This window comes from Tenacibaculum sp. M1.3A, from assembly GCF_057732375.1.
Genome location: NZ_JBYJEF010000003.1, coordinates 87,919 through 107,528 on the forward strand (window position 1 = coordinate 87,919; position 19,610 = coordinate 107,528).

General features: G+C 37.3%; 21 protein-coding genes. All 21 read right to left on the bottom strand.

Annotated features, from left to right (window positions below; genetic code table 11):
* Positions 1-14: 14 nt before the first annotated feature.
* The 21 genes from AC28QF_RS05720 to AC28QF_RS05820 are packed head-to-tail and all read right to left on the bottom strand — an operon-like array spanning position 15 to position 19,602.
* On the bottom strand, positions 15-308 hold the full coding sequence (locus tag AC28QF_RS05720) for a phosphoribosylpyrophosphate synthetase (RefSeq protein WP_145000763.1): 294 nt from the start codon (positions 306-308) through the stop codon (positions 15-17).
* A gap of 5 nt (positions 309-313) precedes the next feature.
* Positions 314-910 carry a hypothetical protein gene (locus AC28QF_RS05725; protein ID WP_261375255.1) on the bottom strand — a complete coding sequence of 199 codons (597 nt, stop codon included), beginning with the start codon at positions 908-910 and terminating at the stop codon, positions 314-316.
* A gap of 44 nt (positions 911-954) precedes the next feature.
* The gene (locus tag AC28QF_RS05730; RefSeq protein WP_488201167.1) at positions 955-1,848 is read right to left on the bottom strand and encodes a ribose-phosphate pyrophosphokinase; all 894 of its coding nucleotides are present in this window, start codon (positions 1,846-1,848) and stop codon (positions 955-957) included.
* 6 nt (positions 1,849-1,854) lie between these two features.
* On the bottom strand, positions 1,855-3,357 hold the full coding sequence (locus AC28QF_RS05735) for a thymidine phosphorylase family protein (protein ID WP_047418785.1): 1,503 nt from the start codon (positions 3,355-3,357) through the stop codon (positions 1,855-1,857).
* A gap of 28 nt (positions 3,358-3,385) precedes the next feature.
* The gene (locus AC28QF_RS05740) at positions 3,386-4,762 is read right to left on the bottom strand and encodes an MBL fold metallo-hydrolase RNA specificity domain-containing protein (protein WP_488201166.1); all 1,377 of its coding nucleotides are present in this window, start codon (positions 4,760-4,762) and stop codon (positions 3,386-3,388) included.
* Positions 4,763-4,777: 15 nt separating this feature from the next.
* The gene (locus AC28QF_RS05745) at positions 4,778-5,032 is read right to left on the bottom strand and encodes a hypothetical protein (protein ID WP_488201165.1); all 255 of its coding nucleotides are present in this window, start codon (positions 5,030-5,032) and stop codon (positions 4,778-4,780) included.
* A gap of 42 nt (positions 5,033-5,074) precedes the next feature.
* On the bottom strand, positions 5,075-5,917 hold the full coding sequence (locus AC28QF_RS05750; protein ID WP_488201164.1) for an ATP cone domain-containing protein: 843 nt from the start codon (positions 5,915-5,917) through the stop codon (positions 5,075-5,077).
* Positions 5,914-6,750, bottom strand: coding sequence for a universal stress protein (locus tag AC28QF_RS05755; RefSeq protein WP_488201163.1), 837 nt, complete (start codon positions 6,748-6,750; stop codon positions 5,914-5,916). The genes AC28QF_RS05750 and AC28QF_RS05755 overlap by 4 nt, the downstream gene beginning before the upstream one ends.
* A 24-nt stretch (positions 6,751-6,774) precedes the next feature.
* Positions 6,775-7,548, bottom strand: coding sequence for an SDR family oxidoreductase (locus tag AC28QF_RS05760; RefSeq protein WP_488201162.1), 774 nt, complete (start codon positions 7,546-7,548; stop codon positions 6,775-6,777).
* Between the two features lie 42 nt (positions 7,549-7,590).
* Positions 7,591-8,580, bottom strand: a complete 990-nt coding sequence (locus tag AC28QF_RS05765) for a 2-hydroxyacid dehydrogenase (protein WP_488201161.1) — start codon at positions 8,578-8,580, stop codon at positions 7,591-7,593.
* Between the two features lie 12 nt (positions 8,581-8,592).
* Entirely contained in the window at positions 8,593-9,861 is a 1,269-nt protein-coding gene (locus AC28QF_RS05770) for an MgtC/SapB family protein (RefSeq protein ID WP_488201160.1), read from the bottom strand.
* Positions 9,862-9,863: 2 nt separating this feature from the next.
* On the bottom strand, positions 9,864-10,838 hold the full coding sequence (locus AC28QF_RS05775; RefSeq protein WP_488201159.1) for an ATP-dependent 6-phosphofructokinase: 975 nt from the start codon (positions 10,836-10,838) through the stop codon (positions 9,864-9,866).
* Positions 10,825-11,745 (bottom strand): alpha/beta fold hydrolase, encoded by a 921-nt coding sequence (locus AC28QF_RS05780; RefSeq protein ID WP_145000751.1) that lies wholly within the window; start codon positions 11,743-11,745, stop codon positions 10,825-10,827. The genes AC28QF_RS05775 and AC28QF_RS05780 overlap by 14 nt, the downstream gene beginning before the upstream one ends.
* A complete protein-coding gene (locus tag AC28QF_RS05785; protein WP_145000749.1) occupies positions 11,745-13,100 on the bottom strand; it encodes a dicarboxylate/amino acid:cation symporter in 1,356 nt (451 codons plus the stop codon). Before AC28QF_RS05785 ends, AC28QF_RS05780 begins: the two co-directional genes overlap by 1 nt.
* A 12-nt stretch (positions 13,101-13,112) precedes the next feature.
* A complete protein-coding gene (locus AC28QF_RS05790) occupies positions 13,113-14,174 on the bottom strand; it encodes a class I fructose-bisphosphate aldolase (RefSeq protein WP_488201158.1) in 1,062 nt (353 codons plus the stop codon).
* Between the two features lie 11 nt (positions 14,175-14,185).
* A complete protein-coding gene (locus tag AC28QF_RS05795; RefSeq protein WP_488201157.1) occupies positions 14,186-15,199 on the bottom strand; it encodes a type II glyceraldehyde-3-phosphate dehydrogenase in 1,014 nt (337 codons plus the stop codon).
* Between the two features lie 21 nt (positions 15,200-15,220).
* Entirely contained in the window at positions 15,221-16,576 is a 1,356-nt protein-coding gene (locus AC28QF_RS05800) for an APC family permease (RefSeq protein ID WP_488201156.1), read from the bottom strand.
* Between the two features lie 7 nt (positions 16,577-16,583).
* Positions 16,584-17,936: an NAD(P)/FAD-dependent oxidoreductase gene (locus AC28QF_RS05805; protein WP_488201155.1), complete on the bottom strand. Its 1,353-nt coding sequence runs from the start codon at positions 17,934-17,936 to the stop codon at positions 16,584-16,586.
* A 34-nt stretch (positions 17,937-17,970) separates the two neighbouring features.
* Positions 17,971-18,435, bottom strand: a complete 465-nt coding sequence (locus AC28QF_RS05810; RefSeq protein ID WP_261375252.1) for a universal stress protein — start codon at positions 18,433-18,435, stop codon at positions 17,971-17,973.
* A 26-nt stretch (positions 18,436-18,461) separates the two neighbouring features.
* Positions 18,462-18,977 carry a hypothetical protein gene (locus AC28QF_RS05815; protein WP_349372913.1) on the bottom strand — a complete coding sequence of 172 codons (516 nt, stop codon included), beginning with the start codon at positions 18,975-18,977 and terminating at the stop codon, positions 18,462-18,464.
* A gap of 4 nt (positions 18,978-18,981) precedes the next feature.
* The gene (locus tag AC28QF_RS05820; protein ID WP_488201154.1) at positions 18,982-19,602 is read right to left on the bottom strand and encodes a lycopene cyclase domain-containing protein; all 621 of its coding nucleotides are present in this window, start codon (positions 19,600-19,602) and stop codon (positions 18,982-18,984) included.
* Positions 19,603-19,610 lie beyond the last annotated feature (8 nt).

The following is a 19,610-nucleotide window of genomic DNA, read 5'->3' on the forward strand; positions in this document are numbered from 1 at the left end:
GTCTTGTTTAAGTGTTATCGTAATTTCTTTCTCATTGTTTCTGAAATGTTTTCGGCATATACGCCATAGGCATCTACCAAAAGACCTTTTATCCCATTTTTTGATGAAATGGCGTAAAGCACACTATTGTCATCGGTACTGCTCATACCTTCAAAGCGATAGGTTTTATCTACTTTAAAATCTTCTGGTCGGATCTCAATTTTTAACGAAGCACATTCCAAACATTCAGGATTTAAGTTGAAATCATAGGGATACTCGTTTGCCTGTAAATCGTTAATAGCTTCTGATAGTGTATCGTAATTTTTCATTTGTCTTATTTATAAGTCATTGTAAAATAACTGTTGTCTTCTTCTGTAAATTTTTGAAATGTCAATAAGCCGTTTTCGTTTAATTTTTCGTTGACGGTGTAGTTGAGTTGTTTAATGCGAATTCCCCACGCATAGGCCTTAATATTTATTTTTGAATTAATATCGTTTTTGTTGCTTTCCAATGTTCGGTCGTAAATTTTTATAATGCTTTTTGAACCAAAAAAAATCAGCAGACCCGAGTCAAAACTCATTTCCAGTTCTATTTCTTCCAAGTTTTCCAAATCGTATAGCTCTTTAAAATTTTCAGAAGTGGTATTGATCTCAGTTTCTTTTAATTTTGGGTTTGAAAATGGAAATGCCATTACCATTACACTGGCTTCATCAGGCTTACAGCGATAGGTCGTTGTATATTTATCGGTGGATTTTTTGTCTTTATCAAACAATTCCGTAACCACCTTAATTTCGTAATATTCATTTTTCTTTATTGTTTCACCAGCTTCAAAAGTTTGTTTATTGAGAAAAGCACCTTCTTCATCGAAATTTTCTCGAACAATAGATCTGCCTGAAATCTGCCCGATGAGCATTTCAGTTTGTCCATTCATTGATATGCTGAATAAGATTAATAGTAATATGAAGCCCTTTTTTCTCATATATGATGCATTAATTTCTTTACCTCTTTTGCCATTATATCGCTTAAATCGATAGCATTTGAGGGATGCGGAATGGTATTGCAAGTCACTATTTTTTCTACACCGGAATCTAATAAATCTTGATAGGCATTACCTGAAAAAACTGCGTGAATGCCCACACATATAGGTGATTTCATTCCTGCTTTTTTTAAATGTTGTACGGTTTCAATCATTGTTCGCGCGGTGGAAATAATATCATCTACTAAAATAGGTGTAGCATCCTTGTACTTATCCACATCGGGAACAGAGACTTCTACATCACGGTCACCGTGACGCACCTTTTGTAATACTGTAAATGGTGCTCCTGCATTTTTGGCGACTTCTGAAACCCATTGTTCACTTTCAGAATCGGGACCGATAAGTACTGGGTTTTCGATGTTTTCCTTTATCCAATCTGAAATAGCATCGGCAGCGTGAATTACTTTATTTGGAATTTGATACACTTCTCCTAATGAACTAATTCTATGCAAATGAGGGTCAACCGTGGTAATGCTATCGGCAAAACCTGAAATCAATTTTCCAAAGAAACCAGAAGTTACCCCTTCGCCTTCATTAAATACTTTGTCCTGCCTCATATATGCCAAATAAGGCGCTACCAAACAGGTGCACATTGCCCCTAATGATTTGGCAGTATGACTTAAAAAATAAAGGGGCAATAGTTTTTCATCTGGTTCGTGCAAGGTGCATACCAGTACAACACATTTGTCTTTAACATCAGATAAGATACGTGTATAGGATTCTCCATCAGGGAAGTTGCGCAAAGTGGCTTTGCCAACTTCGGCATCCATTTTTGTAGCCATTAGTTCTGTGAGTTTTTCGTTTCCGGGAAGACTGAATAATATTGTTTTCATAGTTTTTTAAATTATAGTTATGATGTCATTATGGTTGTTTTTATATTCCAGAGCATAGTTGAGTTCGCCTTTGGATTCAGCATATATGGTATATAACAATTGGTCTATTTCAATTTTTTCATTTAAATGGACATTCAAAAGAATCCCTGCCGATTTAGACTGCGGTGCGCCGGAAAGCTTGGCGAGTTTTGCAATCTTCCTATTATCTATTCGCTTTAGATTCCCAGAGGTTTCTGCTCTAATTTCGGTTTTATAGGGTGCTAAAACAGGTTTTGAAAAGCGACCTTGCGCATTACAAATAGCAAGGAATTTTTTATAAGCCTGACCAGATGTGAGAATTTGATGTGCGGTTTCTAACCCTTTCCCTTTTTCTACTTTGCCAGAAAGCTCTATTAGTTCAGCGGCTAAGAGCAATGCTCTTTTTGTTAGGTCTTTGGGTGCATCAGCTTCATTTTTTAAAACTTTTAATATATCGATGGCTTCTAAAGTGGGACCAATACCTCTTCCAACGGGCTGTGTGCCATCTGTAATAACTACCTTTACGTTCAACCCAACAGCAGTCCCAACAGTTTCCATATGATTTTTTAGTTTTTGAGCCATTTCGGTACTGCGAACCTTGGCGGTTTCACCCACGGGAATATCAATGACCACGTGAGTGGAACCAGCTGCTGCTTTTTTAGAGAGTACCGAAGCAATGAGCTGCCCTTCACTATCAATATCCAAGGCTTTTTCAATTTTGATGAGCACATCATCCGCAGGACTTAATTGGGCTGTTCCGCCCCAGACAAAACAACCGCCTTCTTTTTCTACCACGGTTTTTATTTCTTCTAAAGAAAGCGTCACATTGGTCAGTACTTCCATAGTATCCGCTGTGCCTGCTGGCGAAGTGATGGCGCGTGAGGATGTTTTAGGCATTGTAAGTCCATACGCAGCGACAATAGCAACCACTAATGGGGTGGTTCTATTTCCAGGCAATCCGCCAATGCAATGTTTATCTACCACAATTTCTTTGTCCCAATTCATTTGCTTACCAGAAGCAATCATTGCTTTGGTAAGGTCAGATATTTCGTCAATATCCAGTCGGTCACCTGCACAGGCCGTAATAAATGCCGAAAGATGGATGTTGGAATAATCGCCTTCAACTATATCGGTTATGATTTCATTAAATGCTGAATAATCCAGTTTTTGATTATAAATTTTCGCCCTGACGTGGCTTAAAGATTCAATTGGTTCTAAATGGGAAACATATAATGTATCATTTGGGGAAACATTCAGTTTTTTCGCAGCAGCATCTGATAGTCCGATTTCATTGGGCAACAGAATATCAGAATTCAGGACATTAAGACTTGCTACGATTGATTTATTTGCATTGGATATTCTTATTCGGGTAAGTGCCTCAAACCCTTCTGAAATACAGACGTGGCAATCTTCGCGCATATACACTACATTTTCGTTTTGGGTATAGATTCCGAGATGTTTATATTTTAATATGTTTGAGTGTGTGTCCATATTTTATTGATTGTTGTGATTTTTCGATTTATTCTATTTCTTCGATGGTGTATAATTGCGGAATTTCTGCATCCCACCCATAGGTTTCCTTGATGCCCTTTTGTAATGCTTCTGCACTTTCTTTTTCACCGTGTACAATGAAAATCCGCTCTGGCTTATTTTTTATTTTGCGCATCCAATCCATAAGTTCAGCGTGGTCTGCGTGTGCCGAAAGCCCTTCGATTTCAGCAACTTCCATATGAAACGGCACCCATTTTCCATAGACTTTTAGTTCTTTCTCACCCTCCAATAATTTTCTACCACGTGTGCCTTCGGCTTGATAGCCCACAAAAAGCAAGGTGTTATTTGGATTTTGCGCTTGGGTTTCGAGATAGTTGAGCATTCTTCCTCCGGTTAGCATTCCACTTCCAGCAATTACGATTTTTGGTTTATTATCGGTTCGTAATTCCATAGTCTCTCGATAACTGCTTACGACCGTAAAGTGTGAACACATTTCATCACATTCGTTGTCCTCCAATCTGTGCCAATCGCGAGTTCTATGAAACAGTTCCAATACATTGGCACCCATCGGGCTGTCCATAATCATTTGTACTCTGGGGATTTTCTTTTCTTTCAATAATTTCCAAAAGATGAGCATCATTAGCTGGGCACGTTCTACCGAAAAGCTTGGGACAAATAAGCTACCTCCTCTGTTGATGGTATCATGTACTAATTTTTCAATATGTGGAAGTGCTTCTACTTCATCGGGATGAAACCTTCCACCATAAGTGGATTCAATGAAAAGCACATCCACTTTTTTTGGTTTAAGGGGTGGATAGAGCAATAAATCATTGGTTCTACCAATGTCTCCTGAAAAGACAAAACGTTTTCCGTGCACATCCAACTCAATATAGGTTGCACCCAGAATATGTCCGTTGTATTGGAAGCGAGCCCTAATTCCATCAAATAACGGAATCCATTGTGATTGTGGAATTCCTTTAAAGTGTGGGATAGTTTTTTCTACATCCTTTAAATCGTATAATGGTTCTGCGGGACTATGTTTGGAATAGCCTTCCTTATTGGCACGTTCGGCTTCTTGCTCCTGTATTTTTGCACTATCATTCAAAATGATTTTTGCAATGTCCAAAGTAGGATTCGTACCATAAATGGGACCATTGAAGCCTTGTTTTACCAATCTGGGTAAATAACCTGTATGGTCCATATGACCGTGGGTAAGCAAAACAGCATCAATATCACCTACATTAACAGGTGGGTACTCCCAGTTTTTAAGGCGTAATTCCTTTAACCCTTGGAAGAGGCCACAGTCTATAAGTATCTTTCTATCTCCTGTATCCACCAAATATTTTGAGCCAGTCACGGTGCCTGCCGCTCCCAAAAAGTGGATGTTTATTTTATTGTTTTTCATCTTTATAGTATTTATTTAGTTTCCACCACAGCAGGAAGGTGTGTTTCCTTTATCTTGGTTTGATTTGCTCAATTCCGCTATTTCATTATATAGATTACGGGAATCCTCTTTTATTACGAGTGCCAACTTCTTTACGGATTTAGGCTCGAAGTGTACCATACCCAATAATATTTCGAGGGCTTCTTCAAGTAGTTTTGAATCATCTTCCAATGCTTGGTAAAATGGCTCTAAATCTATACTGTTCGGTTTTTGTAGTTCATCTGTTTTCATAAGTTTTGTTTTAAGGTTGTTGAACTTTTATATTAATAATCCTTACGTGCTTTTACATAGCGCTTCTGAATCTTCTAAAATCTTTTTGTGTCTTTTTTTATCAATTCCTATCTGTTCCAATAACGCAGGTTTTTTGTGAAGCTCTTTGCAGAGCACAATGCCTATGTCCAATAACTTCGTTTTTTCGGCTTTGGTCAGGGTAGTCAATGCCGTTAAAGGGTGTAGTCCCAACTTGTCTATTCTGTCTTTTAAACCGTTTCCCATCGGGTAATCCCAACTCGTCAATAATAATCCTACGCATTTACCATATTGCACAGCATCGGTGGTAAATCGTGTATTGGTATATACACCTCCCTTATGAAGTTTAGTTTCGTGCCCTTTTTGATGTTCCCATTTTGCTTTTACATCCAAAAATCTAGACTGGATATAGAGCGGAATTTTTACATTACAAGTCCTTCCTTGGTCACTATGGTATTTACATTCAATCATATAATGTTGATTATCTTTTTGCGCTATCACATCTATTTCGTGTTGAACGCAATTACCTTGAACTATAACACCAACCTGTGTTGAAAATCCTTCGTGTGCCAATAGTTTGCCTACTAACTTTTCAAAAGGAAAACCAGAAGGACCTAATTCCATCAATGCTTTTTTGAGCTTATACTTTGAGGCACTTACACGTGATTTGCCTTTAAGTATTTTAAATGCCATCTGGTAGATTTTTTTAGTAGTAATACCTTCATATATTTTGTTTTCAACTTGCTCAACAATTTCCTGAATCAATTCTTTACTAGCTTGTGCACGTCTTAAGGAATTGATAAGTTTATCCACATCAAAAGGAACCACGTCGCCAGAATATTTCACTATGTTGATTGAATTTTTCATTTTTTAATATGTATGGTCATCACAGGTAGTTCTGAATGATTAGTTACACCTTCGGCAATGCTTTTTGAAAATAAACTCAAAAATCCTGTCTTTCCGTGGGTACTCATTGCAATCAAATCTGCTGGCTGATGTTTTAAAAATGTATTAATACCTGCCTCTACTGACGATTCGTTGTGAACGTTCATAGAAAAGTTTTTTAAGGTGGGAAACTTTTCAAGAAATTGCTTGACAGGGTTTAATCCAGCGTTGATACTATTAAAGTCTGTTTCTGTATTAATGCGTAACAAATGAATTTTTGCATCACATTTTTCAGCTATCGAAAGTACTTCTTGAAACGGATGACTCACATCTTCTTCAAAATCTGATACGAATAGAATGTCCTTAAAGGGAAATGTTACTTCCTCTTCTTTGACCACAATAATCGGGGCATTGGCCTTTCGGACAATTTTCTCAACATTGCTGCCAGTTATTTCCCTCACTCGACCCTTTGTTCCACTACTGCCAGTTATAATAAAATCGTGATGAAAATGGCCAGAATGTTCCAGAATATCTCTTTGTCCTGAATCGAACTGAAGAAAGGTTCGGCATTTAAGACCTTCGTGTTCCGCTATTTTTTCGAGTTCACGTAAATTAGCCTTTGCAGCACCTATCTGCTTTAAGGTTTCTGGATAACGCTTTTCTTTAAGTTTGTCTAATTTTACCCAATCCACAGGTGTTGTCATTTGATGTAGAAAGTGTATTTCTGCATTGTATGTTTTTGCCATTTTAATCCCGAGATGTGCAGCTTTAGTACAGTTTTCAGAGAAATCGGTAGGTACAAGTATGTTTTTCATAATTTTTTGTTTTAGGGTAGTTTGTTATTGTGCGGTATAGCCACCATCGATTACCAATTCAGAACCCGTCATAAACTTGGATTCATCCGAAGCTAAATAGACGACTCCATAGCCTATATCATCAGGCTCTCCCAAATGATCAACAGGATGCAAACTTTCTAATTGCTTTTTGCCTTCTTCTACATTACCTTGAGCTTTCAGAAAATTTTCTACCATTGGTGTCCATATATAGGCTGGATGAATGGAATTGACACGGATGCCATAACCCTGTTTCGCGCAATGAAGTGCAGCAGACTTGGTAAATAAAGTTATACCACCCTTACTTGCGTTATATGCAGCTAAATTGGGATCGCCAATAAGGCCTTCAATTGAAGAAAAGTTAATGATTGAGCCACCTTCTCCGCTTTCTTTTATAGCCTTAATACCGTATTGGGTACCTAGAAAACTGCCATCTAAATTGATGCTTAAAAGTTTTTTCCAGTCTGCAAGCGTGATATCTTCCACATTTTTACCGATTGCTATACCAGCAGCATTAGCCAGGATATTTAGCTTGCCAAAAGTTTTGAGCGTAGTCTCGATTACCTTTTTCCATTGATCTTCTTTGGATACATCTTGTTTTATAAATATGGCTTCACCGCCATCGTTCTTGATTTGTTGGACTACTTTATTTCCGTTTTCTTCATCCAAATCTGTTATTACTATTTTTGCTCCTTCGCGTGCCAATAAAATAGCACTTGATTTACCTAGACCAGAGGCACCTCCTGTGACAATGGCTACTTTATTTTTTACTCGATTCATAATTTTAAGATTTAAGTGTTACTACTATTTTTTGCTTCTTAATCAAGAAACTTCGTTTCCTGAAACTTTGCCTTTTTCAAAACAATCCAGATTATATATTGTGGTTTCAGCAATATTTGTCAATGCAGTTTCGGTTAAAAAGGCCTGATGACTGGTTATCAAAACATTGTTGAAGGTCATTAATCGGGCAATCACATCGTCTTGCAAAATGTCATCGGAATGGTCTTCAAAGAACAATCCTTCTTCTTCCTCATACACATCTATTCCGAAATACCCAATTTTTTTAGTTTTCAATCCTTCGATAACAGCTTTGGTATCGACCAATCCTCCACGACTTGTATTGATAAGCATTACGCCTTGCTTCATTAATGAAATATGTTTTGCATCAATAAAGTGTTTCGTTGAAGACGTTAGTGGTACGTGCAAGCTTATGATATCGGACTGCTTACAAATAGTTTCACAATTGGTATAGCTTACGTTATAAGAATTGATTAAATTTTCATCCACAATGACATCTTGAACAAGTATTTTACAACCAAAACCGTGTAGTATTTTTACCAATACAGACCCAATTTTTCCAGTCCCGATAACGCCGACGGTTTTTCCATTGAGGTCGAAACCGGTAAGACCGTTCAATGAGAAATTCTGGTCACGTACCCTGTTGTGTGCTTTAATCAATTTTCGGTTTAATGCAAGTATGAGCGCCATTGTATGCTCTGCAATGGCATAAGGGGAATAGGCTGGAACACGAGCCACTTTTATACCCAGTTCGGTAGCTTTTTCGATAGATACATTATTATACCCAGCGGTACGAAGCGCAATATATTGAACTCCCGATTCCTTTAATTTTTCAAGCACTTGAGTAGAGGCATCATCACTTGTAAATAGACTGATGGCCTCGGTGCCCTGCGCCAAAGAAGCAGTTTTTTCCGTCAACCGTAGCTCAAGTAGGTTTAACTCGTGCTTACCTTTATTTGCAGCTAGCAAATGAGGTTCTTCAAACTTATGTGTACTGAATATGGTTGTTTTCATTTTACTTTCTTTTTAATTTCCTAACTGTATTAATATATAGGCTATACCAACGACAACGACACTTCCAAAAATTAGCAATACCAGTTTTCCTGTTTTTTTAGAACCTTTGAAATAGGTAATACCCAGCTTCACAATCATATTACTTATAGTTGCGGTAATAATGACATTGGTTGCGAGCGCGAGTTTGTCTTCCAAAGACCCGAATTTTGACATACTAATAGTTATCGCATCCGTATCTGCCAATCCTGCAATTAGGGCTGAATAGTATAAACCACTTTCACCAAAAAATTGATTTCCATAAAAAACGGCAAATAGGATAACCACATAAATGCCACCAAACCCAAGGGCGTTCCAAATATTGAGCGGATTACCCAGATTGATATCCGTCTTTGGTACGTCTGTATTCTTTTTGATAAATACGAGTGCACTTATCAAACAGATAAGTGTAAGAATGGTAAATGGAACGACTAAATAGGTAAGTATGGCACTATTAAAAATATAGGCCAGAATTGCAAGTCTGGGAAACATTATTGCAGAAGCTATAATGATACCCGCAGCATATTCTTTTGAAAGTTCTGGTGATTCCTTACTCCTAGAAGCATATATCCAAGCAACTGCGGTACTTGAAATCAATCCGCCTAAAATTGCAGTGAGCAAAATACCACGTTTAGAGCCAACATATTTTACAAGAAAGTAGCCGATAAAATTCAGAAAAGAGACAATCACTATTATTGCTCCAATCTCAAAAGGGTTCAACAAACCTTCTGGACCATAGTCTTGATTCGGCAAGAAAGGTAAAATCAAAAGCGCAATAATTGAAAACTTAATAAATGCAAAAAGCTCTTCTGAAGTAATATTTTTAATGAAGGTATTAAATGTTGTTTTCAACGATAACAACGTAACTATAATTACCGCAGTAGCAACTGCTTCCTTATGCAAATGATTGGCGACCATAACACCCAAAATCAACGTAGCGAACAATGCCATATTGGTGGTAATACCAGTCATTATGTGCTTTTGCACTATGGAAAGATGACTCAAAGACAGAAACAAAAGAAATGCCGCTGCAATTATAATGACCAACCAAGGCGTATAGACTGTGGAAAGATTTCCCAAGATAAAACCAATAATAGCGACAATCGGGAAGGTTCTTATTCCGGCAAAGCCTTGCTCTTCCTTCAGTTTATTGTATTCACGTTCCAATCCCAGAATAAGACCAATGCCCAGACTAATGAGTAGTCCGAGGATAAATGGGTTGATATTTTTAAAAGCTTCTATCATTTCTAATTTCCAAATAGTTCTAAAAGTTCGTATAATTCAGTATTTACCTGATGTTGCTTGACCACCTCTTTAAAAGGGGTTAGATGCAATTGATTATTTAAAATTCCAACCATTGCGTTCTTTTTACCTTGTGAAAGTGCGTTTACACTTGCCACTCCAAGTCTAATTCCCAACATTCTATCTAAAGCTGACGGATTTCCACCTCGCTGCACGTGCCCAAGCTTCGTAATTCGTAAATCGACATTGGGATTAACTTCCTTTATTTTTGAGGAAACCAGTTCAGCGCCTATTTCATCACCTTCAGAGACCACGACAAGGAAAGCATCTTCGCTATTGTAATTTTTAACCTTATCCAATAGACAAATAAAGTCTTTCCCGCTTTCTGGAATTAGTATGGCATCTGCACCCGACATTAAACCCGAATGAATAGCTATGTAACCTGAATCTCTTCCCATTACTTCTACAATAAATACGCGGTTGTGGGATTCGGCGGTGTCCTTTATTTTGTCAATATTTTCAATGGCTGTGTTTACTGCGGAATCAAAACCAAGGGTATAATCCGTTCCTGAAATATCGTTGTCAATAGTCCCAGGAATACCTATAAATGGGATGTCGCATATTTCTGAAAAAGCTAGTAGTCCTTTGAATGTACCATCGCCACCAATAGCAATTAATGCATCTATATTATTTACTTTTAGAGTTTGGAATGCTTTTTTACGACCTTCCAATTCCAGAAATCGTTTGCTCCGTGCTGTTTTTAGAATAGTACCGCCTTTTTGAGTTATTTTCTTTAGTTCGTGGGATTTTAAGGGTGTCAAATCGCCATCTATCAATCCTTCATATCCTTTTCGAAAACCACTTACTTTAATTCCCTTTGCTTCAGCAGATTTGGCAATGGCGAAGAGTGCAGCGTTCATCCCAGGGCTATCGCCTCCAGATGTGAATACGCCTATATGTTTAATTTTATTCGTGCTCATTAGATATTGTTTTTTGTAACTTTTTTTCCGAATTAGTAAAATCTTGAATTGTGCTCCAAACAAATTCTGTTTCTTTCAGAAAAAACTGGTGATCTCCTTCAGGTGAAGTAATTATTTGTGTGTTTTTAAATTCCTTTGATAATTTCAAGGCATTTTCTAAAGGTGCAGTGGTGTCTTTTTCTCCGTGAATAAAAAGCACGTCTTTATCTTTAATTTTCTTTGCCATTTCATATAAATCTGTTTTCAAGATGACTTTTGTGAGCGAATAATAATAGCTCATCCAATGATGCTTTTTTACATCTTCATAAACTTCATCCGTTAGGTTATGGGGTTTGAATGCGCTTGACATAAAAATGGGATGAATCATACATATGTATTTCGAAAATTTGCTTGTTGAAATCCTATCTACAAAGGAATGGGACGACATAATTTCTTTAAACTTATCAGCGTTCTTGTAGACAGGTATGCTTATAAAAATTCCTGCCTTGAACCAAGTTGGTTGCTTTTCCAATATTGCTAATGAAATCATAGCTCCCATAGAATGTCCTGCAATAATGATATTTCCATCATTGAATCCTTCTTTGTTAAGAATCAATTCAAGGGCCTGCAATTGTATTGAAAGGGAATAATCACTTTGTGGTTTTGGCGAATCACCAAAACCTAGCAGGTCGACTAAAAGTAGCTTATGCGTAGTTGTAATACTTTCTAAATTGCGTTTCCAATAATGCAATGAGCCTGTTAAACCGTGTAACAAAACAAGTTTGTTTTCTCCAGAGCCTATTATTTCATAATTCAACAGTGTTTCTTTGGCATCATAAGCTGGTTGCTTACCAATCTTATAATGCTGATAGCTGGCAATAGCCACAACAGGAAGAATGAACACTATGGATATGAGTAGTAATGTCATTATTTTGAAATTGATTTATTATTCGTTTTCTCACTAACCAAGATTGGGGTTTTACCATAGAATCTATTGAAGACCATACAGGCAGTTAAATCACCAGTTACATTTACAGCAGTCCTAAACATTCCCAAGAGTCTTTCTACACCAATGATAATGATGATGCCTTCAGCGGGTATGCCGACACTTCCCAAAACAGAAGCGAGTATAACCACACCACCTCCTGGAATGGCAGGTGTACCAATGGATGCAGCGACAATAGTTACAATGACCACTATAATATTGAGTAAACTCATTTCCAGTCCGTAAGCTTGGGCAATAAAAAGAGTTGTAATAGTTTGATATAGTGCAGTACCATCCATATTGACGGTCGCCCCTATAGGTATGATAAAATTGCTAATAGTCTTGTCCACTTTTAGTTCTTCTTCGGCGGTTTTTAGAGATAAGGGCATCACAGCGGCAGAACTTGTGGTTGAAAAAGCCAATAATTGAACATCCCTTATTTTTTTTAGGAATTGCAATGGGTTTTTCTTTCCGAGAAGTACGATGAGTCCCAAATAGAAAATTACCAATAAAAGAAGACCGAGAAGTACTACCCCAACATAGTACGTTAAACCTGATAAAGAACTTAAACCAACACTAGAGGTAAGCTGCGCCATTAGTCCGAAAACAGCAATAGGTACTAGAAGCATTGACCATTTTACTACTGTCATACAGACTTCCTGAATGGCACTTAAAAGAAGCTTTACTGGGCGCAGTAAGGCATTTTCAAGTGATAGCACAGCTACACCAATAATGATTGTGAAAATCACAATACTTAACATTTCACCACTAACCATAGATGCTAAAGGGTTCTCTGGAAGTAAGTTTGATATGGCATCTGGAATAGTTTCAAGACCGAAGGAAAGCTCGGGATTTTCCGTTGGAACAGCAGTAATTTCATTATGTTCAGCTAGAGCTTGTTGATGTAAAAAGCGACCAGGTCTAAAAATTTGAGATAGTATTACACCCAAACTTACCGAAACTATGGTAGTGCCTAGAAAATATAATAAAACGCCACCACCTAATTTTTTTAGACTGTCCTTTTCATTACTTGCGATTCCTGTGATGATAGAAGCCACAATCAAAGGAATCATAATCATTTGAACCAGTTTTAGAAAAAGTACGCCAGGCAATGCCAGCCAATTCCCTGCGATGTCTGCTGTTTCTTTAGTAATCCACCCGTTTTGAGGACTTAACAGCAATCCAAAACCAACACCCAAAAATAAGGCAATGATAACCTTTAGCCATAGACGACTTTCTACCAATTTTGAGAGGTAGTGATTGAATGATTTAAGTGATTTTACTTCTGTGTCGAACATTCTTTTTTATTGTTATGCAATGCTAATTTTAGTATCCAAATAAACTTTCTGAACGGATTGTAATACTTCCACGCCTTCGCCGAAGGGCTTTTGAAACGCTTTTCTTCCCATTATCAATCCAGAGCCACCAGCTCTTTTATTGATAACGGCAGTTGTTATTGCCTCCACCAAATCAGACTTACCTTTAGAGCCACCACCGGAATTAATCAATCCGATTTTTCCCATAAAGCAATTAGCCACCTGCAACCTGCACAGGTCGATGGGATGTTCTGTTGTCAGCGTCTCATACATTTCATCATCATATTTTCCAAAACCGATTTCTTTGAAACCAAAGTTATTTGTAGGTAATTTTTGCTTAATGATATCTGCCTGAATGGTTACCCCAATATGATTTGCTTGCCCTGTTACATCGGCAGCAACGTGATAATCTTCTTTTCCAGTTTTGAAAGCTTCGTTACGGGTATAGCACCATAAAATGGTAGCCATACCTAAATTGTGGGCTTCTTCAAAAGCTTCAGCTATTTCTTTAAGCTGTCTGTTACTTTCTTCGGAACCAAAATAGATAGTTGCACCGACGGCAACTGCTCCCATATCCCACGCAGCTTTTACTTTGCCAAATAAGGTTTGGTCATATTTATTGGGATAGGTAAGTAGTTCGTTATGGTTAATCTTTACGATAAAGGGAATTTTATGGGCATATTTTCTAGCGTTCAATCCCAATACACCAAAGGTGGAAGCCACGCCATTACAACCTGCTTCCATCGCTAATTTTATAATATTCTCTGGGTCAAAATAATCCGGATTTTTATAGAAAGAAAAAGCTGCACTATGCTCGATACCTTGGTCTACAGGCAGGATGCTCAAGTAGCCTGTACCACCAAGATTTCCGTGGTTATACAATTGTGAAAGACTTCGTAGTACCTGCGGATTTCTGTTGCTTTGGGTAAATACCTTATCTAGGCTTGTTCTACTTGGGGTTTGCAATTCATCCTTGGTTATTTTTTCACAAACGTGATTCAAATAGAAGTCTGCTTTTTCCCCTAACAGTTGTGTAATATTTATGTCTATTTTCATTGTATTAATGATTAATGAATTCCTAAACTTTCATTTGTTTTAGTGATGGATTTGGCACCATCTGTTTCAATTCCTGTAAGTGCTCTAATGGCATCAATAGTTTCGGGTATAACAATTGCTTGGTTGTCTACCACATAGGAGTAGAAAAGTTCATCCCCCACTACCTTCAGCATATCTTCCCATAGGGCTACTTCATACATATCGCCCCAAGGTCTTCCCATATCCAAAAACATTTCCTTGATAGTGTTGTTAGAAACTAGGCCTTGGTCATATTGAATTAGCTTGATACGACTAGATGTCTTAAAAGCATTCAGCACTTCTTCTTTCGAGGCTTGTTTTTTTAACTTCACATTCCAATAGTGCATATGGCTTAAAGTTTCTGGAACTTTTACTGCGGAAGTGATGACGTCCAAATCAGGATCTACGCTTTTAGCGTCAGGACCTTGATGGCTTGGAATATCTCTTTCTGGAAGCATTGTGTTCATAATTCCGCCCAAATGACTTTCCCAAGGATCTGTTGCTCTTCTTAAAAGTGTTCCTCTGGCATAATCCAATAAATCGGCTCTTTTTAAAGCGGTCAACGTCCTTAAAATAGAAGTGGTGTTGCAAGAAACAACTCTTGTAGCATCTAGATTTAGAGCTGATTGATAATTATTTTCAGCACTAAAAGAATGGCCTGTGGTTTCGTGTTTTTCGCCTCCGTGCAAAATAAATTTGATGTTCTGTTCTTTATAAATCGCCACATTTTGAGCCGCAATTTTTTTAGGGGTACAATCCACGACGAGGTCTGATTTCTTTAGAAGATCCTGCATACTTCCTTTTACGGGAATGCCAGCATTTTTCATTTCCTTACTAGCTTCCGAAGTGGCAGCATAAATATCATATTCCTTTCTTACGGCATTTTGAATGCGCCAATCGCTAATGATATCACACACACCCGTAAGCTTCATATCATCTTGTAAATTAATGGCATCAGCAACTCTTTTGCCAATGACTCCGTATCCTATAACTGCTATATTTTTCATATAAATTGTTTTTTTAATTAATTATTTTTTATTGTTTTTGTTACTTGTAGTTTCCATTCCCATCTCCATATTACCGTCATCATTTGTGTGCGACTTCATAAAAAAACGTTCTGCAACGAGTATTAAAATAATTCCAATTGCTGCAACGATGAGTACTAATGGATCGTTCAGATATTTTAAATATAGAAAGGCAACGAGCACTGCAATATCCATTACTATGGCTATTAATGGAATGATTGGTAGGAATTTCACTTCTTTTTTAAGGTGACGGAAAAGCCCCCAATGTATAGCAATATCCATAATAAGGTAAAAAATAGCTCCTATAGAAGCTATCCTTGTTAAATCGAACAGAACAGTCAATAAAATAGCAAGAGAAGCCGTAAAAACCAGTGCAGGGTTTTTAAAATTTCCTAGTTTCTTTAAGGATGGTACTTGTTTCATATTACTTAACATCCCTAATAAGCGAGATGCAGAAAACATACTAGCTAAAACCCCTGAGAAGGTCGCTACAATTGCAATGGCTATGGTAATCCATAAACCCCATTCTCCAAAAACGGGTTCTGCTGCCGCTGCCAAAGCATAATCTTTTGCTTCAATTATTTCAGGAATACTTAAACCTCCTGCAACAGAAAGCGCCAATGCTACATATATTAGAGTACAGATAAGGACTGAATACACAATAGATCGACCGATGTTTTTATGAGGGTCTTTAATATCTCCACCTTGATTTGTAATTGTTGTAAAGCCTTTATAGGCAAGGATTGATAATGCCAATGCTGCTACAAAGGCAAGACCTTGTGGCATAGTTTCAGAATTTTTAGGAATATAGTTCCCTGTAATATCTGCAACCCCAGAAATTATTAGACCAGCAATGGCTAGCAATGCAATACCTGCAACCTTAATAATTGCTGTAAAAGTAGCCGTTGCTCCAATAACTTTATTGCCTAAAATATTTAATATATAGGCAGTTACCAAAAGTAAAATCCCAAGAATGGATGCGTAACCAGCATAACTTTCTGGGAACAACCGAAGCGTGTAAGCCCCAAAAGTACCCGCCACTAAACTTTCTGAAACGACCATTGAAACATACATTAACAGAGAAAAGACACCCGTTGTAGTTCCCGGTCCGTAGGCTTTATTAAAAAATTTAACAACACCACCAGAAGATGGAAAGGCATTTGAGAACTTTACATAAGAATATGAACTGAAACCTACCACAATAGCACCAGCAATAAATGCAATCGGGAATAAATCTCCCACCAACTCTGCTATTTGTCCCATAAGCACAAATATTCCAGCACCAATCATTACTCCTGTGCCAAGAGATATAGAACCTATTAAGGAAAGCTTATTGTTTTTTTCTGTTGTGTCTTTCATATTCAATTTATTTTTTGGTGTTATTTATAGTTGGTGTTGGTTTGAAGTTTCTAATAATCAGGCGGTTGCTCTTTTCATAAGTGAAATAGCTTACAGCCCAATTAAAACCAACCATCAATCTATTTCTGAAACCGCTTATTGACATTAAATGCACAATAGACCATAATAGCCAAGCAAAGTATCCTCCAAATTTGAAGGCACCTATATCTGCTACGGCTTTGCGTTTACCTACAGTTGCCAATGAACCTTTGTCTTTATATTTGAAATATTTTATGGGTTTGTTATTTATGATATTCAGTATTGAATTGCCCAAATATTTTCCTTGTTGAATTGCTGTTTGGGCCACTTGCGGATGCCCTTTTGGTGTCTCTTCTGTAATTATAGCTGCTATATCACCTATTGCAAAAATGTTTTCATATCCTTCTACTTTTAGATAGGAATCGGTTTTTAAACGGTTGCCACGTACCACATTCTTTTCATCAATTCCTTTAGGAAATTGCCCTTTTACGCCAGCTGTCCAGATGAGATTTCTGGCTAGTATTAGTTTATCACTTTTTGTTCTGACTACTATTCCGTCATAATCAGTTACAGACTCATTTAACAAGACTTCAACTCCTAGTTTTTCTAGATATTTTAGTGTTTTGGCCGAAGCTTTATCGGACATTGCTCCTAATAACTCGCTTGATGCTTCTACTAAATAAATTTTCATTATTGAAGCTGGATATTCTGGATAATCCTTGGGAAGGATATATTTACAGAATTCAGCCAAGGCACCTGCCATTTCTACACCAGCGGGTCCACCGCCAACGATTACGAAATTAGTCAGGGCATCACGTTCGTTGTCATCACAGGTAATGGCTGCTTCTTCCAAATTTTGAAGCATCATATGACGAATATTTAGAGAATCGCGAATGTCTTTCATCCCAAGACTATGGGACTCGACGTTATCCATTCCGAAGAAATTGGTGGTTGTTCCTGTAGCTAATACGAGATAATCGAAATGCACACTTCCCTTATTGGTTATAACAGTGTTTGAAGAAGGTTGAATTTCTTCTACTTCAGCCAGCCGAAACAGAACATTTTTATAACCACTAATTTGTTTTCTGAAAGGAAATACAATACTATCAGGTTCCAAAGCACTAGTTGCCACTTGATAAAATAAGGGTTGAAATTGATGAAAGTTATTTTTATCAAATAATACAACTTGAACTTCTTTGTTTTTCAATTTTTCTACTAATGCCAAACCAGCGAAACCACCACCAATGACAACTACACGAGGTAATTTAGTATCTGGTAGGCAGATTTCATATGTTACTTTGCAGGCAGACTCTTTTGTGTTATTTGAGTGGTTAATATTCATATTTAATTTTTATATCATTTGTATTTGCGATAGGTTACTTTGCATCCTTGTCTTTTACAATCATTACTGAACATTTGGCGTGTGTTGCTAAATATTGCGATACTGAACCTAATAAAAAACGTGAAAATGCCCCTTGGCCTTGTGAACCTACCACGATTAAATCGGCATCAAAGGATTCCGCTTTTTCAAGAATAGCACTTTTAGGCAACCCACTGACTACGCTAGTAGTTATGATGAATTCTTCGTTTTTGCTCTTTAGAACATTACTAGCTTCCAAAACAATTTTGTCCCCCATTTTTTGGGCACCGTTAATGAACTCTTCAAAGTAATTGTTCAAGCTTCCGCCCGTCGCCATTAGTTCTGGTGTTGACATCGCTGGATGCTCATAAACATTTATAATACTAATTTCACTATCATTTGGTAGTGGCATTTTTGCAAGTTCCTTAACAGCCTCTTTACTAAAGTCTGAACCATCTATTGCTAACACTATTTTCATCATTTGAATGTTTTTATCAATTAACTGTATTATGCTTTATTCTTACTTATAAAATCTTGGGCATCTACTATGGAAGCGAAATAAAAAACACTTCCGCTACTTTTATCTTGAACAATAATTGCTGAAGCTTTATCAACTTTTGTATCATTTAGTGGATTACTCCCAAAGCGAACATCATCTAGATTTTTCTGTAACTTTTCAACACAATTTTCACAACAACCATAGTAGATAGTTCCATTGACGTCAATAGGTATTTGTGACACACCCATAAATCGGTCATTGACCATACAGACTTTTTCGTTGGGAACGATTTCATAATTTTGGGCTGATATAATGGCCTCATTTGCTGTTTGGGATGTTTCAACAGTTGGCTGTGTTACGCTTTCTGCAACATCTTTTTTCTTGCCAGAACAGGATAGAAGTACTGCTGAAAGCAGTAGAAGGAACAATATAGCGATGGATACCTGGTATATCTTTCTTACTGGGTTCTTAATGGCTACAACTTGGATAGCATTGTTTTTTTGATTTGAGTGTATTCGTTTCATAGTGTTAATCTTTAAGTGGAATAATTATTTCAGTTTGAATGAGTTTTCGCCAATAGATATGTTCATACAATCCAGACCAATACATCCCAAAAGTGAAGGCGAACATTAATTCTTCAATAGGAATGCCCAAGACAAGAATATGGGTCAGGTTGTCTAGATTCCAGTTCAACTCCACATATTGAGGATAGAACGGAAGGATACTTCCGAAATAAATGAAGTACAATACCGTAAACAGAATTCCCCCAACCCAAATCTTTCCTTTTAAATCTGGGCGACAATAAAGAGTCGCCAATCCACCTATGAACAAAGCTATAATGCCGCAATAAATGTGATTGAGCGACGTAAAAAGCGCCAGAATGATGAATACAGCTGCTGGTATAAAAAGTATATAAATATGCAATCGGTGCCTACTATGACTTCGTTCGCTATGTGGTATTTCGGCAAGTCCTCTTTTAAAAATAAGGTTGTAGAGTACAGTGCCAATTCCACCTATTGCGAAAGAGAAAATCAAACTTTCGATATCGAAGCCTGTTTTTTCGGCCAAATCAAAAAGCGAAGGTGGAAACCAATATTCTGGTACAAACAACGGTTCTGTTAAACCAAAGGGCATCGTAATCAGGCTCATTTTGAGCA

Excerpts from the sequence above, each read along its gene's own strand:
- AC28QF_RS05770 (WP_488201160.1), bottom strand. The coding sequence starts at position 9,861 with ATGATAGAAGCTTTTAAAAATATCAACCCATTTATCCTCGGACTACTC.
- AC28QF_RS05725 (WP_261375255.1), bottom strand. The coding sequence starts at position 910 with ATGAATGGACAAACTGAAATGCTCATCGGGCAGATTTCAGGCAGATCT.
- AC28QF_RS05795 (WP_488201157.1), bottom strand. The coding sequence starts at position 15,199 with ATGAAAAATATAGCAGTTATAGGATACGGAGTCATTGGCAAAAGAGTT.
- AC28QF_RS05815 (WP_349372913.1), bottom strand. The coding sequence starts at position 18,977 with ATGAAACGAATACACTCAAATCAAAAAAACAATGCTATCCAAGTTGTA.
- AC28QF_RS05785 (WP_145000749.1), bottom strand. The coding sequence starts at position 13,100 with ATGTTCGACACAGAAGTAAAATCACTTAAATCATTCAATCACTACCTC.
- AC28QF_RS05740 (WP_488201166.1), bottom strand. The coding sequence starts at position 4,762 with ATGAAAAACAATAAAATAAACATCCACTTTTTGGGAGCGGCAGGCACC.
- AC28QF_RS05820 (WP_488201154.1), bottom strand. The coding sequence starts at position 19,602 with ATGAGCCTGATTACGATGCCCTTTGGTTTAACAGAACCGTTGTTTGTA.
- AC28QF_RS05780 (WP_145000751.1), bottom strand. The coding sequence starts at position 11,745 with ATGACATTACTACTCATATCCATAGTGTTCATTCTTCCTGTTGTGGCT.
- AC28QF_RS05805 (WP_488201155.1), bottom strand. The coding sequence starts at position 17,936 with ATGAATATTAACCACTCAAATAACACAAAAGAGTCTGCCTGCAAAGTA.
- AC28QF_RS05775 (WP_488201159.1), bottom strand. The coding sequence starts at position 10,838 with ATGAGCACGAATAAAATTAAACATATAGGCGTATTCACATCTGGAGGC.
- AC28QF_RS05765 (WP_488201161.1), bottom strand. The coding sequence starts at position 8,580 with ATGAAAACAACCATATTCAGTACACATAAGTTTGAAGAACCTCATTTG.
- AC28QF_RS05735 (WP_047418785.1), bottom strand. The coding sequence starts at position 3,357 with ATGGACACACACTCAAACATATTAAAATATAAACATCTCGGAATCTAT.
- AC28QF_RS05800 (WP_488201156.1), bottom strand. The coding sequence starts at position 16,576 with ATGAAAGACACAACAGAAAAAAACAATAAGCTTTCCTTAATAGGTTCT.
- AC28QF_RS05720 (WP_145000763.1), bottom strand. The coding sequence starts at position 308 with ATGAAAAATTACGATACACTATCAGAAGCTATTAACGATTTACAGGCA.
- AC28QF_RS05750 (WP_488201164.1), bottom strand. The coding sequence starts at position 5,917 with ATGAAAAATTCAATCAACATAGTGAAATATTCTGGCGACGTGGTTCCT.
- AC28QF_RS05790 (WP_488201158.1), bottom strand. The coding sequence starts at position 14,174 with ATGAAAATAGACATAAATATTACACAACTGTTAGGGGAAAAAGCAGAC.
- AC28QF_RS05745 (WP_488201165.1), bottom strand. The coding sequence starts at position 5,032 with ATGAAAACAGATGAACTACAAAAACCGAACAGTATAGATTTAGAGCCA.
- AC28QF_RS05755 (WP_488201163.1), bottom strand. The coding sequence starts at position 6,750 with ATGAAAAACATACTTGTACCTACCGATTTCTCTGAAAACTGTACTAAA.
- AC28QF_RS05810 (WP_261375252.1), bottom strand. The coding sequence starts at position 18,435 with ATGATGAAAATAGTGTTAGCAATAGATGGTTCAGACTTTAGTAAAGAG.
- AC28QF_RS05730 (WP_488201167.1), bottom strand. The coding sequence starts at position 1,848 with ATGAAAACAATATTATTCAGTCTTCCCGGAAACGAAAAACTCACAGAA.
- AC28QF_RS05760 (WP_488201162.1), bottom strand. The coding sequence starts at position 7,548 with ATGAATCGAGTAAAAAATAAAGTAGCCATTGTCACAGGAGGTGCCTCT.